At 53.6% G+C, this 16,010-nt stretch carries 15 protein-coding genes; 9 read left to right on the top strand and 6 right to left on the bottom strand.

What is annotated here, in order from left to right; all coding sequences use genetic code 11:
* Positions 1-225 precede the first annotated feature (225 nt).
* From alaS to mltB, 5 genes are all read right to left on the bottom strand, one after another.
* On the bottom strand, positions 226-2,853 hold the full coding sequence (alaS, locus tag SK39_RS16715) for an alanine--tRNA ligase (RefSeq protein ID WP_032938313.1): 2,628 nt from the start codon (positions 2,851-2,853) through the stop codon (positions 226-228).
* Between the two features lie 128 nt (positions 2,854-2,981).
* Complete coding sequence (recX, locus tag SK39_RS16710) at positions 2,982-3,482, bottom strand: recombination regulator RecX (protein ID WP_003037326.1); 501 nt, start codon at positions 3,480-3,482, stop codon at positions 2,982-2,984.
* Positions 3,483-3,568: 86 nt separating this feature from the next.
* Complete coding sequence (gene recA / locus SK39_RS16705) at positions 3,569-4,633, bottom strand: recombinase RecA (RefSeq protein WP_003037330.1); 1,065 nt, start codon at positions 4,631-4,633, stop codon at positions 3,569-3,571.
* Between the two features lie 92 nt (positions 4,634-4,725).
* Complete coding sequence (pncC, locus tag SK39_RS16700) at positions 4,726-5,223, bottom strand: nicotinamide-nucleotide amidase (protein ID WP_003037333.1); 498 nt, start codon at positions 5,221-5,223, stop codon at positions 4,726-4,728.
* A gap of 192 nt (positions 5,224-5,415) precedes the next feature.
* Entirely contained in the window at positions 5,416-6,495 is a 1,080-nt protein-coding gene (gene mltB / locus SK39_RS16695; RefSeq protein WP_003037336.1) for a lytic murein transglycosylase B, read from the bottom strand.
* Between the two features lie 265 nt (positions 6,496-6,760).
* On the opposite strand from mltB, the gene srlA reads away from it, so the two are divergent.
* The 7 genes from srlA (at position 6,761) to gutQ (ending at position 11,680) form a co-directional block, all read left to right on the top strand.
* Positions 6,761-7,324: a PTS glucitol/sorbitol transporter subunit IIC gene (gene srlA, locus SK39_RS16690; protein WP_003037339.1), complete on the top strand. Its 564-nt coding sequence runs from the start codon at positions 6,761-6,763 to the stop codon at positions 7,322-7,324.
* Positions 7,321-8,292: a PTS glucitol/sorbitol transporter subunit IIB gene (srlE, locus tag SK39_RS16685; RefSeq protein ID WP_048217212.1), complete on the top strand. Its 972-nt coding sequence runs from the start codon at positions 7,321-7,323 to the stop codon at positions 8,290-8,292. The genes srlA and srlE overlap by 4 nt, the downstream gene beginning before the upstream one ends.
* A gap of 13 nt (positions 8,293-8,305) precedes the next feature.
* Entirely contained in the window at positions 8,306-8,668 is a 363-nt protein-coding gene (srlB, locus tag SK39_RS16680; RefSeq protein ID WP_003846051.1) for a PTS glucitol/sorbitol transporter subunit IIA, read from the top strand.
* A 17-nt stretch (positions 8,669-8,685) separates the two neighbouring features.
* On the top strand, positions 8,686-9,465 hold the full coding sequence (gene srlD, locus SK39_RS16675; protein ID WP_003846054.1) for a sorbitol-6-phosphate dehydrogenase: 780 nt from the start codon (positions 8,686-8,688) through the stop codon (positions 9,463-9,465).
* Between the two features lie 55 nt (positions 9,466-9,520).
* Positions 9,521-9,880: a transcriptional regulator GutM gene (gene gutM, locus SK39_RS16670; protein ID WP_003037348.1), complete on the top strand. Its 360-nt coding sequence runs from the start codon at positions 9,521-9,523 to the stop codon at positions 9,878-9,880.
* 68 nt (positions 9,881-9,948) lie between these two features.
* Positions 9,949-10,722 (top strand): glucitol operon DNA-binding transcriptional repressor SrlR, encoded by a 774-nt coding sequence (srlR, locus tag SK39_RS16665; RefSeq protein ID WP_003037350.1) that lies wholly within the window; start codon positions 9,949-9,951, stop codon positions 10,720-10,722.
* A complete protein-coding gene (gene gutQ, locus SK39_RS16660; RefSeq protein WP_003037353.1) occupies positions 10,715-11,680 on the top strand; it encodes an arabinose-5-phosphate isomerase GutQ in 966 nt (321 codons plus the stop codon). Before srlR ends, gutQ begins: the two co-directional genes overlap by 8 nt.
* On the opposite strand, the gene norR is transcribed toward gutQ, so the two are convergent.
* Positions 11,677-13,197, bottom strand: coding sequence for a nitric oxide reductase transcriptional regulator NorR (gene norR, locus SK39_RS16655; protein ID WP_048217211.1), 1,521 nt, complete (start codon positions 13,195-13,197; stop codon positions 11,677-11,679). The genes gutQ and norR overlap by 4 nt on opposite strands.
* A 188-nt stretch (positions 13,198-13,385) precedes the next feature.
* On the opposite strand from norR, the gene norV reads away from it, so the two are divergent.
* Both norV and norW read left to right on the top strand, forming a co-directional pair.
* A complete protein-coding gene (gene norV, locus SK39_RS16650; RefSeq protein WP_044699694.1) occupies positions 13,386-14,834 on the top strand; it encodes an anaerobic nitric oxide reductase flavorubredoxin in 1,449 nt (482 codons plus the stop codon).
* Positions 14,831-15,964, top strand: coding sequence for an NADH:flavorubredoxin reductase NorW (gene norW / locus SK39_RS16645; RefSeq protein ID WP_048217210.1), 1,134 nt, complete (start codon positions 14,831-14,833; stop codon positions 15,962-15,964). The genes norV and norW overlap by 4 nt, the downstream gene beginning before the upstream one ends.
* Positions 15,965-16,010: the final 46 nt, after the last annotated feature.

The raw sequence follows: 16,010 nt of genomic DNA, 5'->3' as shown, positions 1-16,010 counted from the left end.
GAAAGATTAAAAGAGTCGGGTCTCTCTGTATCCCGGCATTATCCATCATATAACGCCAAAAAGTAAGCGATGACAAACACCTAAGTGTAAGCAGTCACGGCATCACATTCTGTTAAACCTAAGTTTAGCCGATATACACAACTTCAACCTGACTTTATCATTGTCGATAGCGTTGATTCGCATGCCGTAACTTAGGGTTTCGGCATGCGCTGACGCTTATAGTTATTACAGTTTTGCGCTGACCCAGCCTTTCACACTGGCTAACGCTGCAGGCAGAGCCGCTGCATCCGTACCACCGGCTTGCGCCATGTCCGGACGACCGCCACCCTTACCGCCGACCTGCTGAGCGACCATTTCAACCAGTTCCCCTGCTTTCACGCGATCTGTCACGTCCTTAGACACACCCGCAATCAGAGAAACCTTACCTTCCACTACCGTTGCCAGAACGATAACGGTAGACCCCAGTTGATTTTTCAGATCATCAACCATGGTACGCAACATTTTCGGCTCAACGTCCGCGAGTTCACTGACCAGCAGCTTCACACCGTTGATATCAACCGCTTTGCTGGAAAGATTTGCACTCTCCTGCGCCGCAGCCTGTTCCTTCAATTGCTGCAATTCTTTTTCCAGTTGACGTGTACGCTCCAGCACGGAACGAACTTTGTCAGCGATATTCTGGCTATCGCCTTTCAGCAGCTGCGCAACATCGCTTAAGCGATCGCTCTCAGCATGCACGGTTTGGATAGCGCCTTCACCGGTTACCGCTTCGATACGACGAACGCCTGCCGCAGTACCTGACTCGGACACTATGCGGAACAGACCGATATCACCCGTACGGCTGGCGTGAGTACCGCCACACAGTTCGGTAGAGAAATCACCCATGCTCAGAACGCGCACATGGTCGTCATATTTCTCGCCAAACAGGGCCATTGCGCCTTTGGCTTTTGCCGCTTCGAGATCCATGATGTTCGTTTCAATCGGCAAGTTGCGACGGATTTGCGCATTCACCAGATCTTCAACAGCACGGATTTCAGCAGGCTTCATCGCTTCGGTATGAGAGAAGTCGAAGCGCAGCAGTTTATCGTTAACCAGCGAGCCTTTCTGTGCCACATGTGTGCCCAGAACCTGGCGCAGCGCCGCGTGCATCAGATGCGTTGCGGAGTGGTTCAGGCGAATACGCGCACGACGCGCTTCATCCACATCAGCCTGTACTGCATCACCAATTTTCAGAGAACCCGCAGACAGCTTGCCAATGTGGCCAATGGCCTGGCCATATTTCTGTGTGTCGCTAACGGCAAACGCAAAACCTGCGCCTTTCAGTTCACCCTTATCGCCAACCTGACCACCAGACTCCGCATAGAACGGCGTCTGATCCAGTACGACAACAGCGTCCTGACCTGCGTTAATTGCGTCTACCGCTTTACCATCAACAAACAGCGCGGTGACTTTGCCGTTCAGTTCCAGGTGCTCGTAGCCTTTAAATTCAGAGGCGCCATCAACACGAATCATTGCATTGTAGTCTGCGCCAAAACCGCTGGCTTCACGTGCGCGACGGCGCTGTTCTTCCATTGCAGCTTCAAAGCCAGCTTCATCAACCTTAATGTTACGCTCGCGGCAAACGTCTGCCGTCAGGTCAACAGGGAAACCGTAAGTGTCATACAGACGGAATGCGGTTTCGCCGTCCAGCGTATCGCCAGACAGTTTTGCCAGTTCTTCATCCAGCAGCGCCAGACCACGCTCCAGCGTACGCGCAAACTGCTCTTCTTCGGTTTTCAGAACCTGCTCAACCATAGCCTGCTGACGCTTCAGTTCTTCACCAGCAGAGCCCATGACGTCCACCAACGGACCAACCAGCTTGTAGAAGAAGGTATCCTTCGCGCCTAGCATGTTGCCATGACGTACCGCGCGGCGAATGATACGGCGCAGCACATAGCCACGGTTTTCATTCGACGGCACAACACCATCGGCAATCAGGAACGCACAGGAACGGATATGGTCGGCGATAACGCGCAGCGACTTGTTGCTCAGATCGGTCGCGCCGGTGACTTTCGCCACGGACTCAATCAGTGAACGGAACAGGTCGATTTCATAGTTGGAGTTAACGTGTTGCAGCACGGCCGCAATACGCTCCAGACCCATACCGGTATCCACGGACGGTTTCGGCAGCGGTTCCATGGTGCCGTCAGCCTGACGGTTGAACTGCATGAAGACGATGTTCCAAATCTCAATGTAGCGATCGCCATCTTCTTCTGCGCTTCCCGGAGGCCCACCCCAGATATGGTCGCCGTGGTCGTAGAAAATTTCGGTGCATGGACCGCAAGGACCGGTATCACCCATCTGCCAGAAGTTGTCGGAAGCATAAGCCGCACCTTTGTTATCACCGATGCGGATGATACGTTCGCGCGGAATACCGACTTCTTTTTCCCAGATTTCATAGGCTTCATCGTCAGTTTCATAGACGGTGACCCACAGACGCTCTTTTGGCAGGGCAAACCAGTTTTCACCAGTCAGCAGTTCCCATGCATATTGAATAGCATCGTGCTTGAAGTAATCGCCGAAGCTGAAGTTGCCCAGCATTTCGAAGAAAGTGTGGTGACGTGCAGTGTAACCGACGTTTTCCAGGTCATTGTGCTTACCACCCGCACGTACACAACGCTGCGAGGTGGTTGCGCGGGAATAATTACGCTTGTCGAGGCCAAGGAAAACATCCTTGAACTGGTTCATCCCGGCGTTGGTAAACAACAAAGTAGGGTCATTGTTCGGTACCAGGGAGCTGCTGGCAACTACCTGGTGTCCTTTACTATGGAAAAAATCGAGAAACGCCTGACGGATCTCAGCGGTGCTCTTGCTCATAATTATCCTGAAGAAATCAAGCTAACGAAATGTCATTACCAGCATCGGCAAGCAAACTGCGCCTCTGGCAATCGAAAAGTGGGAATAAGATAAGTTTTCTTTACTGGGAAGTAAAATCCCGTATGCGGTCAATCGTCAAAATTTCGCCATATTGCCTGAATATCTTCCATCAGATAGCCGCGATAGAGCAAAAAACGCTGGACCTTTACCTTATCTGAAAAATCGACAGGTAAAGGTTCACCGTACTTCCGAATGGCCTGCTCACGCGCAAGCACTGCCCAGTCAATTTCGCATTCACGCATGGCCCGCTCGATAGCTTCACGCGTGATCCCTTTTTGGTTTAATTCCTGGCGCACCCGGGCAGGCCCATAACCTTTGCGGCTACGGCTGGCGATAAACTGCTGCACGAAGCGATCATCATCCAGATAACGACTTTCAATACACCAGGCGATGACCTTGTCGTAATCCTCCGGCGTGGCATCAATTTCTTCTGGTCCATTTTTCCCCATCACCGGAGCGGCCAGCTTGCGCCGCAGTTCCTGCTCGCTGTGATCGCGCATCGCCAGAATACGTACGGCGCGGTCAAGCAGTCGGGAATAAGCGGAACGGCGGGAAGTTGCTTCTGTCATAGTAAGCCTTCAGAAATGAAAAAGGGCTGCATGATATGCAGCCCTTTACTATATGCGATTCAAAACATGCGATTCAAAACAGATTATCAGAAATCTTCGTTCGTTTCTTTTACGTCTTCGCCGCTGTCATCAACGGAGAAATCAGGCGTTGAATCCTGGTTATTGAGCAGTAGCTCACGTAATTTCTTCTCAATTTCTTTCGCAGTTGCCGGGTTTTCTTTCAGCCAGTTGGTCGCATTCGCTTTACCCTGACCGATTTTCTCACCGTTGTAGCTGTACCATGCACCAGCTTTTTCAATCAGCTTCTCTTTCACGCCCAGGTCAACCAGTTCGCCGTAGAAGTTGATGCCTTCACCGTAAAGGATCTGGAATTCAGCCTGTTTGAACGGCGCTGCAATTTTATTTTTCACAACCTTAACGCGGGTTTCGCTGCCAACCACGTTGTCACCTTCTTTCACCGCACCAATACGACGGATATCCAAACGAACAGACGCATAGAATTTCAGGGCGTTACCACCGGTGGTGGTTTCCGGGTTACCGAACATAACGCCAATCTTCATACGGATCTGGTTGATGAAAATCAGCAGCGTGTTGGACTGCTTCAGGTTACCGGCCAGCTTACGCATCGCCTGGCTCATCATACGCGCCGCAAGGCCCATGTGAGAGTCGCCAATCTCGCCTTCGATTTCTGCCTTCGGCGTCAATGCGGCAACGGAGTCGACAACGATAACGTCAACCGCACCGGAGCGCGCCAGTGCATCACAGATTTCCAGCGCTTGTTCACCGGTATCCGGCTGAGAACACAGCAGGTTATCGATATCAACGCCAAGCTTACGGGCATAGACCGGGTCCAGTGCGTGCTCTGCATCGATAAATGCACAGGTTTTACCTTCACGCTGCGCAGCGGCAATAACCTGCAGGGTCAGCGTTGTTTTACCGGAGGATTCAGGCCCGTAGATTTCGACGATACGGCCCATTGGCAAACCGCCCGCGCCCAATGCGATATCCAGAGAAAGCGAACCGGTGGAGATAGTTTCCACATCCATGGAACGGTCTTCACCCAGGCGCATGATGGAGCCTTTACCGAATTGCTTTTCGATCTGACCCAGCGCTGCCGCCAACGCTTTCTGTTTGTTTTCGTCGATAGCCATTAATTACTCCTGTCATGCCGCTTTCGGGTTAAACCGCGAAACGTGATAGATAATGTTCTGTTGAGGCAATTATACTGTATGCTCATACAGTATCAAGTATTTTGTAGAAATTGTTGCCACAGGGTTTGTAACGCGTAGGCGGTCGCCTGTCGACGGACCGCATCGCGATCGCCGCTAAAGCATTCCCGGCGGGTAATCCCCTCGCCGCTCGCGCTGGCAAAGGCAAACCATACCGTTCCCACAGGTTTTTCTTCGCTACCGCCATCCGGCCCCGCAATACCGCTTATCGAAACAGCAAAATGCGCACGGGCGGCTTTTAACGCGCCTATCGCCATCTCCACCACCACAGGCTCACTCACCGCGCCATGTTGGGCCAGCGTCTCTTCGCGCACGCCAATCATCTGCGCTTTGGCTTCATTGCTGTAGGTCACAAACCCGCGTTCAAACCAGGCGGAGCTTCCGGCAATATCCGTAATCGCTTTGGCTACCCAGCCGCCGGTGCAGGATTCCGCCGTCGTCACGGTTGCCCCGCGCGCTTTCAGCGCCAGGCCAACCTGCTCGCTTAACTGCATCAGTTCACTGTCGGTCATTTCAGCCTCTGTCAGTTAAAAAAATATGCCGGACAAGATAGCACTTTCATGACCAATGTGGGGATGGGGAGAACGTTTTACGAGGGGGATTCCAAAAATTGCTCCGTTGCACAAATAAGACCTGCCGGATGGCGATGCCAGGACATCTTATCCGGCCTACCAGAGATATCTTCCGGTAGGCCGGTGGAGCGATTACTGTACGCGCGCCAGCGCCACCGCCTGACCTAACTGCCAGACTGCCATCGCGTAATGCGTGCTGTGGTTATAGCGGGTAATCGTGTAGAAGTTCGGCAACCCATACCAGTACTGATAACCCGTGCCAATATCCAGGCGCAGCAGGCTGGCCTGCTGATGATTCCCCAACGACTGCTGCGGCGTCAGGCCCGCGGCAGCAAGCTGAGAAATGCTGTACTGGGTTTTAAAGCCGTTCGCAAGCCCAGGTGCCTGACCATTTGCCGGAACCGCGACCGTATCGCCTTTCACCCAGCCGTGGCCCTTGAAGTAGTTCGCCACACTACCGATGGCATCAACCGGATCCCACAGGTTAATGTGTCCATCGCCATTGAAATCAACGGCATATTGTTTATAGGAAGACGGCATAAACTGGCCGTATCCCATTGCCCCAGCGAAAGAACCTTTCAAATCGAGCGGATCGTCGCTTTCATCTCGCGCCATCAGCAGGAAGGTTTCCAGTTCACCAGAGAAGTATTCCGCACGACGAGGATAGTTAAACGACAGCGTCGCCAACGCATCCAGAATCCGCGTTTTACCCATCACGCGGCCCCAGCGAGTCTCTACGCCAATAATACCGACAATAATTTCCGGCGGAACTCCGTAGACCTGCCACGCACGGTTCAGCGCATCTTCATATTGATTCCAGAAAGCCACGCCGTTTTGCACGTTGTCAGGTGTGATGAACTGTTTGCGATAGCGCAGCCATGCGCCGTTAGGTCCGGCTGGCGGTTGAGTCGTCGGTGCCTGGCGGTCCATCAAACGCAATACCGAGTCCAGACGCTTGGCCTGCGACAGGATCTCCTGCAGCTGCTGGCGGTCGAAGCCGTGCTTGTTCACCATTTTCTCGATGAACTGCTGCGCGTTCGGATTATTGGCAAAATCGCCGCCCGTTTGCATGACGTTGTGCTGTGGCTCAAGCAGGAAGCCGCCGGATGGCGCACCCGTAGTCGTTTGAGTCTCTGAAGGTTTAGGTTTGCTGCTACAGGCAGCGAGCAGTACGAAAAGGGGGAGTAACGCTACATAACGACGCTTGAACATGAGACATCCATTAAACAAATTCAGCCTGGGAGAAGTATGGTAAAGCATCCTCCGCCATACAAGGAAGCGGTAGTCGCTCTTCTTCACAGAATTTACATCCCCTTTCATCTCTGACCATCACATTTGCGAGCTTTCACGCAAAAACTTTCAAATTAAAATATTTATCTTTTATTTTGAGATCAAAATAACACTTTTATATCTTTCAATCTGATTAAAATCAGCCACCGTTTGGCAAGATAACTAAAAATCCCTACAGGAGAGAATAATGATCGACACCATCACACTCGGTGCTGAGTGGTTTATCGGGCTGTTCCAGAAAGGCGGAGAAGTGTTTACCGGCATGGTGACCGGTATTCTGCCACTGCTGATCAGTCTGCTGGTCATCATGAATGCGCTGATTAACTTTATCGGTCAGCAGCGTATTGAACGTTTTGCCCAGCGTTGCGCCGGAAACCCGCTGTCCCGCTATTTGCTACTGCCGTGCATCGGCACATTTGTATTTTGTAACCCAATGACGCTGAGTCTGGGTCGCTTTATGCCAGAAAAATACAAGCCCAGTTACTACGCCGCCGCGTCTTACAGTTGCCATTCCATGAACGGCTTATTCCCGCACATCAACCCCGGCGAACTGTTTGTCTATCTGGGGATCGCCAGCGGACTGACCACGCTGGGGCTTCCGCTTGGCCCACTGGCGGTGAGCTATTTGCTGGTCGGTCTGGTGACCAACTTCTTCCGTGGCTGGGTGACCGATTTCACCACCACTATCTTCGAGAAAAAAATGGGCATTCAACTTGAGCAGAAGGTACATCTGGCGGGAGCAACATCATGACACGTATTCGTATTGAAAAAGGCACCGGCGGCTGGGGTGGCCCGCTTGAACTGGATGCCGTTCCGGGCAAGAAAATTGTCTATATCACCGCAGGAACTCGCCCCGCGATCGTCGACAGGATAGCAAACCTGACCGGCTGGCAGGCCGTTGATGGCTTCAAAGAGGGCGAGCCGCCGGAGAGCGAAATTGGTGTGGCGATCATCGACTGCGGCGGCACGCTGCGCTGTGGGATCTACCCTAAACGCCGTATACCGACGGTGAATATTCACGCTACGGGTAAATCCGGCCCACTGGCTCAGTATATTGTCGAAGATATCTATGTCTCTGGCGTAAAAGAAGAAAACATTACCGTTGTCGGCGAAGCGTCCGCCACGCCAACGCCCGCAAGCAGCAGCATGGGACGCGATTACGACACCAGCAAGAAAATTACCGAGCAAAGTGATGGTCTGTTGGCAAAAGTCGGAATGGGCATGGGTTCAGCCGTTGCGGTTCTGTTCCAGGCCGGGCGCGACACTATTGATACCGTCCTGAAAACTATTTTGCCATTTATGGCGTTCGTCTCAGCACTGATCGGCATCATTATGGCTTCGGGTCTGGGAGACTGGATCGCCCATGGACTCGCACCACTGGCCAGCCATCCGCTGGGACTGGTCACGCTGGCACTGATCTGCTCTTTCCCACTGCTTTCGCCTTTCCTCGGCCCCGGTGCGGTCATCGCCCAGGTTATCGGAGTGCTGATCGGTGTACAGATTGGTTTGGGGAATATTCCCCCACATCTGGCGCTACCTGCCCTGTTCGCCATTAACGCCCAGGCCGCATGTGACTTTATTCCTGTCGGGTTGTCGCTGGCCGAAGCGCGTCAGGACACGGTCCGCGTCGGCGTGCCATCCGTTCTGGTGAGCCGCTTTCTGACCGGCGCGCCAACTGTTCTCATCGCCTGGTTTGTTTCCGGCTTTATTTACCAATAAGAGGCACTCAAAAATGACCGTGATTTATCAAACCACCATCACCCGTATCGGCCAGAGCGCCCCGGATGCATTGTGCGACCAGATGCTGATTACCTTTCGTGAAGGCGCGCCCGCGGATATCGAGGAGTTTTGCTTCATCCATTGCCACGGCGAGCTGAACGGTTCGTTGCAAGCTGGGATCCAGTTTGAACTAGGCCAGCATCACTACCCGGTCACCGCCGTTGGCAGCGTGGCGGAACAAAACTTACGTGAACTCGGGCATATCACTCTGCGCTTTGACGGACTGAGTGAAGCGGAATTCCCCGGTACCGTACACGTTGCAGGTCCCGTACCGGACGGTATCGCGCCGGGCTGTATTTTGAAGTTTGTTGCTTAAGATTGAAGGAGATAAAGATGAATCAGGTTGCCGTTGTCATTGGTGGAGGCCAGACCCTTGGGGCATTCCTTTGCCGTGGGCTTGCGACAGAAGGATACCGCGTCGCGGTGGTGGATATTCAAAGCGATAAAGCCGCCAACGTGGCGCAGGAAATTAACGCCGAGTTTGGCGAAGGCACCGCCTACGGTTTTGGCGCAGATGCCACCAGCGAACAGAGCGTGCTGGCGCTGTCGCGCGGAGTGGATGAAATATTCGGTCGCGTTGATCTGCTGGTTTACAGCGCGGGTATCGCTAAAGCCGCGTTTATCAGCGACTTTCAGCTTGGGGATTTCGACCGCTCGCTGCAGGTCAATCTGGTTGGCTACTTCCTCTGTGCACGTGAATTCTCACGCCTGATGATCCGCGATAGCGTGCAGGGACGCATTATCCAGATCAACTCCAAATCAGGGAAAGTGGGCAGCAAACACAATTCAGGCTACAGCGCGGCAAAATTTGGCGGCGTTGGCTTAACCCAGTCACTGGCGCTGGATCTGGCGGAATACGGGATCACCGTGCATTCACTGATGCTCGGCAATCTGTTGAAATCACCGATGTTCCAGTCGTTATTACCACAATATGCAACCAAACTTGGCCTTAAGCCAGATGAAGTTGAGCAGTACTACATTGATAAGGTTCCGCTTAAGCGCGGCTGCGATTATCAGGACGTGCTAAACATGCTGCTGTTTTACGCCAGTCCGAAAGCCTCTTACTGTACCGGGCAGTCCATCAACGTCACCGGCGGTCAGGTGATGTTTTAATGTTGAATTGCCGGATGGCGTCTGCGCTTATCCGGCAAAATCAAAGGAGTACAAAATGGTTTCCGCACTGATTACCGTCGCCGCTATCGCCTGGTGTCTACAACTGGCGCTTGGTGGCTGGCAAATATCCCGCTTTAACCGGGCGTTTGATAGGCTTTGCCAACAGGGTCGGGTTGGTGTTGGTCGCTCCGGTGGGCGTTTTAAACCGCGCGTGGTAGTCGCCATCGCGCTAAATGAGCAGCAGCGGGTGACCGACACGTTATTTATGAAAGGTCTTACGGTATTCGCCAGACCCGGCAAAATTGCCACGATAACCGGCAAACATCTTGATGATTTACAGCCTGATGTGATCTTTCCCCATGATCCGTTAGCGCAGAATGCACTATCATTGGCGCTTAAACTGAAACATGGGTAATTTCGTTGTGAATGCTAATAGCTTGCGAAATTATCATTTTGCAAATTTAAGTCAGGGTAATCACGCCTATGAAACCTCGTCAGCGTCAGGCTGCCATATTGGAGCACCTGCAAAAGCAGGGAAAATGCTCGGTTGAAGAACTGGCCCACTACTTTGACACGACTGGCACGACCATTCGCAAAGACCTGGTCATTCTGGAGAACGCCGGAACCGTCATTCGTACCTATGGCGGCGTGGTATTAAATAAAGACGAATCAGATCCGCCAATCGATCACAAAACGCTAATTAATACGCATAAAAAAGAGCAGATTGCCGAAGCTGCCGTCCGTTTTATACACGATGGCGACTCTATTATTCTGGATGCGGGTAGCACCGTACTGCAGATGGTGCCGATGCTCACACGCTTTAGCAACATCACCGTCATGACCAACAGTCTGCACATTGTTAACGCCCTTTCGGAGCTGGACAACGAGCAAACCATCCTGATGCCGGGCGGGACCTTTCGCAAAAAATCTGCGTCATTTCACGGTCAGCTGGCAGAAAACGCCTTTGAGCAGTTCAGCTTTGATAAACTCTTCATGGGCACCGACGGCATTGACCTCAATGCCGGCGTGACCACTTTTAATGAGGTGTTTAGCGTCAGTAAAGCGATGTGTAATGCCGCTCGCGAAGTGATTCTGATGGCTGACTCGTCAAAATTTGGGCGCAAAAGCCCTAATGTTGTATGCAGTCTGGAAAGCGTCGACAAGCTGATTACAGATGCGGGTATCGACCCTGCATTTCGTCAGGCGCTGGAAGCAAAAGGGATTGAAGTGATCATAACCGGAGAAACCAATGAGTGATGCACTACTGAATGCGGGCCGTCAGACGTTAATGCTGGAACTACAGGAAGCCAGCCGTTTGCCTGAGCGACTGGGCGATGATTTTGTCCGCGCCGCCAATACTATCATCCACTGTGAAGGCAAAGTCATTGTCTCCGGTATTGGTAAATCAGGTCATATTGGCAAAAAAATTGCGGCGACCCTCGCCAGTACCGGCACGCCTGCCTTTTTTGTGCATCCGGCGGAAGCGCTGCACGGTGACTTAGGGATGATCGAAAGCCGTGATGTCATGCTGTTTATCTCCTACTCCGGCGGTGCGAAAGAGCTGGATCTCATCATTCCGCGCCTGGAAGACAAATCCGTCGCCCTGCTGGCAATGACCGGAAAACCGACCTCACCGTTAGGCCTGGCCGCCAAAGCCGTGCTGGATATTTCCGTTGAGCGCGAAGCCTGTCCGATGCGCCTGGCACCGACGTCCAGTACCGTAAATACGTTGATGATGGGCGATGCGCTGGCAATCGCCGTAATGCAGGCGCGCGGCTTTAACGAGGAAGATTTTGCCCGCTCGCATCCGGCAGGTGCGCTGGGCGCTCGTCTGTTAAATAAAGTGCATCATCTGATGCGCCGTGACGATGCCATCCCGCAGGTGACACTTACCACCAGCGTCATGGACGCGATGCTGGAGCTAAGCCGCACGGGTCTTGGCCTGGTCGCGGTCTGCGACGACCAGTCACTGGTGAAAGGGGTCTTTACCGACGGCGACCTGCGCCGCTGGCTGGTTGGCGGCGGAGCGCTCACCACTCAGGTTAGCGAAGCAATGACCCAGAATGGCATTACGCTGCAGGCGCAGAGCCGCGCGATTGACGCCAAAGAGATCCTGATGAAGCGCAAAATCACTGCCGCCCCGGTGGTCGATGAAAACGGTAAACTCACCGGTGCTATCAACCTACAGGATTTCTATCAGGCCGGTATTATCTAATCCTTCAACCCCAGACGCTTCGCCAGCCGGTGCAGGTTGGCGACGTCTGTTTCCAGCGCCCGCGCACTTGCCGCCCAACTATGGTTATTTTGTGCCAGCGCCCGGCGGATCATCTCCCGCTGGAACGACTCTGTTGCTTCACGCAGGTTGTGATGCTGTGGGATCTCCGCAACAACTTCCGCCGCCGGTGTTACTGGCGCTTCATCCTGCAGGGCAAAATGCTGCGTCTCCAGCACCACTTCATCCCCTGCTCTGGTCGCCCTTGCCAGAACCACCGCGCGGTGAATGGCATGTTCCAGCTCGCGCACATTCCCGGGCCAGGCGTAGCTCAACAGATGGCTACGCGCACCGGGGCTTAACACCACGCGGGACAGTCCCAGCCGCAGCCGACATTGCTCGCAAAAATAGCCTGCCAGTAGCACCACGTCTTCACCGCGTTCACGAAGAGGCGGTACCGAAAGGGGAAAGACGCTCAGCCGGTGGAACAAATCCGCACGGAAATTCCCAGCCAACACCTCTTCGCGTAAATCACGGTTCGTCGCCGCCAGCACTCGCACATCCACACGCAAGCTGCGATCGTCACCTACGCGCTGAATATCACCGTACTGCAATACGCGCAGCAGCTTAGCCTGTAGCGCCAGCGAGAGTTCGCCTATCTCGTCGAGAAATAGCGTCCCATTGTCGGCCATTTCAAACTTACCGCTACGATTGCTGATAGCCCCGGTAAACGCGCCTTTTACGTGACCAAACAGTTCACTTTCGGCAACGCTTTCCGGCAACGCCGCGCAGTTCAGATACACCAGTGGATTCACCGCGCGCGGTGAACCTTCATGGATAGCTTTAGCCACCAGCTCCTTCCCGGTCCCTGTTTCGCCGCTAATCAGCACGTTGAGATCGGACCCCGCCACAATCTCAATCTCTTTTTTCAACTGCATCATATTGGGCGACAGGCCAATCATCTGGGTTTCCGTCACCTGCTCGAAAGCCGTCGACGAACCTGGCAGCATATTCTGGCTTTCCAGCTGTTCAATCAGCAACGCATTGCTCAATGCGCCAGCCGCCAGCGCGGCAATCAGCCTAAGCTCCTCATCGCTGAAAACATCGAACTGATCGGGCTCCATGCCATCCAGGGTTAACGCACCAATCAAATTTTGACCGGCGAACAACGGCAGCCCAATACAGGCATGCACCTTCAGACTCTCCTGCCCCGGAATCAGACCATCATACGGGTCTGGCAAATCGCTGTCGGCAGGGAAACGAACCACGTCCCCGGCGCGGGCAATCGCCTCCAGACGCGGATGCCCTTCCAGAGTAAAGCGTCTGCCGAGAACATCCTGCGCCAGCCCATCGATCGCCAGCGGAATAAACTGTCGCGACTCGTAGCGCAGCAGTGCCGACGCGTCGCACTCCAGCACCTGACGCAAGGTGGTTATCAGTCGTTGAAAACGGTCCTGATGCCCAATACCGCTTTGTAATTCAATGGCGATGCCCGCCAGCACGTCTACGGAAAAGCTCATGGCTACCTCATTGTCATTTTGACAATTCATATTGTCATATTGACAATAAAACATATAGTCATTTTGACTACCACCTTATAGGTGGTAAAACAACTAATCCTTTAAAATCAAACAAATAAAAAGTTGGCACGCAACCTGCAATTAGCAAAACATCTTTTTTGAAAAACGCTGAATTAATTGAGGTTGTTATGTCTATTCTGGTTAAAAATAACATTCATTGGGTTGGCCAACGTGACTGGGAAGTGCGTGATTTCCACGGAACTGAATACAAAACGCTGCGCGGCAGCAGCTACAACAGCTATCTCATCCGTGAAGAAAAAAATGTTCTGATTGATACAGTAGACCACAAGTTTAGTCGTGAATTCGTGCAGAACCTGCGCAGTGAAATTGACCTCGCGGATATCGACTACATCATCATTAACCACGCTGAAGAAGACCATGCCGGGGCGCTGACCGAGCTGATGTCCTGCATCCCGGACACGCCGATTTACTGCACCGCCAACGCCATTGACTCTATCAACGGGCACCACCATCACCCGGAATGGAACTTTAACGTAGTGAAAACCGGTGATTCGCTGGACATTGGTAACGGCAAGCAGCTGATCTTCGTTGAAACGCCGATGCTGCACTGGCCGGACAGTATGATGACCTACATGACCGGCGATGCGGTGCTGTTCAGTAACGACGCCTTCGGTCAGCACTACTGCGACGAACGTCTGTTTAACGACGAAGTTGACCAGACTGAACTGTTCGAACAGTGCCAGCGTTACTACGCCAACATCCTGACGCCATTCAGCCGTCTGGTTACACCGAAAATTACTGAGATCCTCGGCTTCAACCTGCCGGTCGATATGATTGCCACTTCCCATGGCGTGGTATGGCGCGACAACCCGACACAAATCGTTGAGCTGTACCTGAAATGGGCGGCGGATTATCAGGAAGACCGCATCACTATTTTCTACGACACCATGTCCAACAACACCCGCATGATGGCGGACGCGATTGCCCAGGGCATCAACGAAGTCGACCCGAATGTAGCGGTAAAAATCTTTAACGTCGCCCGTAGCGACAAAAACGAAGTTTTGACCAACGTCTTCCGCTCTAAAGGCGTGCTGGTCGGGACTTCCACAATGAACAACGTGATGATGCCGAAAATTGCCGGTCTGGTGGAAGAGATGACTGGCCTGCGTTTTCGTAACAAGCGTGCCAGCGCCTTTGGTTCACACGGCTGGAGCGGCGGTGCAGTAGACCGTTTGTCCACGCGTTTGCAGGATGCAGGTTTCGAGATGTCACTGAGCCTGAAAGCGAAATGGCGTCCGGACCTGGATGCACTGGAACTGTGCCGCCAGCACGGCCGTGAAATCGCGCGTCAGTGGGCGCTGGCTCCATTGCCGGAAACAACCGTGAAAGCCGTCGCCCAGGAAGAAGCCTGTGCATGTGCCGCTGCGGCTGCCGCCGATCTTGGTCCAAGCATGCAGTGCAGCGTGTGCCAGTGGATTTACGATCCGGCGAAAGGCGAACCGTTGCAGGACGTTGCTCCGGGTACGCCATGGAGCGAAGTTCCGGACAACTTCCTGTGCCCGGAATGCTCACTAGGTAAAGACGTCTTCGACGTACTGGCAACGGAGGCAAAATGAGTCACGGCATTGTCATCATTGGTTCGGGCTTCGCCGCCCGCCAGTTAGTCAAAAATATCCGTAAGCAGGATGTGAATGTTCCGCTGACCTTGATTGCCGCGGACAGCATGGATGAGTACAACAAGCCCGATCTCAGCCATGTTATCAGTCAGTCGCAGCGTGCAGACGACCTCACCCGCCAGTCGGCGGGGGAGTTTGCCGAACAGTTTAATTTGCGCCTGTTCCCACATACCTGGGTAACCGACATCAACGCCGATGCCCACGTAGTGAAAAGTCAGGACAAGCAGTGGCAGTACGACAAGCTGGTGCTGGCGACGGGCGCTTCAGCCTTTGTACCGCCGGTTACCGGACGTGAGTTAATGCTCACGTTGAACAGCCAACAAGAGTATCGCGCTTGTGAAACGCAGCTGCGTGACGCCCAGCGGGTGCTGATTGTCGGCGGCGGCTTGATTGGTAGTGAACTGGCGATGGATTTTTGTCGTGCCGGTAAAGCGGTAACGCTTATCGACAACGCCGCCAGCATTCTGGCTTCGCTGATGCCGCCGGAAGTCAGCAGTCGCTTACAGCATCGTCTGACCGATATGGGCGTACACCTGCTGCTGAAATCACAGCTTCAGAGTCTGGAGAAAACCAGCACCGGTATTCGCGCCACGCTCGATCGTAGCCGCAACGTAGAAGTCGATGCGGTGATTGCCGCCACCGGCCTGCGCCCGGAAACCGCACTGGCGCGTCGCGCCGGATTGAACATCAATCGTGGCGTCTGCGTCGACAGCTACCTGCAAACCAGCCACCCGGACATTTATGCTCTCGGCGACTGTGCAGAGATTAACGGTCAGGTGCTCCCGTTCCTGCAGCCGATTCAGCTGAGCGCCATGTATCTGGCGAAAAACCTGCTCGGCGGCAATGCGCCATTGAAACTGCCAGCCATGCTGGTAAAAGTCAAAACGCCAGAACTGCCTTTACATTTGGCCGGGGAAACCCAGCGCCGCGATCTGAACTGGCACATCACCGCCGAAGCACAGGGGATGGTAGCCAGAGGGATGAACGATGAAGGCCAGCTGTGTGCGTTTGTCGTCAGTGAAGACCGCATGAAAGAGGCCTTTGCGCTGCTGAAAACGTTGCCCGTGTAAGTCTGTGATGCCGGATGGCGCCGCTTCGCGTCTTATCCGGCCTACG

The sequence above is a fragment of the Citrobacter sp. BIDMC107 genome, assembly GCF_001037575.1.
Taxonomy (GTDB): Bacteria; Pseudomonadota; Gammaproteobacteria; order Enterobacterales; family Enterobacteriaceae; genus Citrobacter; species Citrobacter freundii.
Note: the sequence above shows the minus strand (reverse complement) of the source record. Positions and strands in the feature narration are given on the sequence as shown.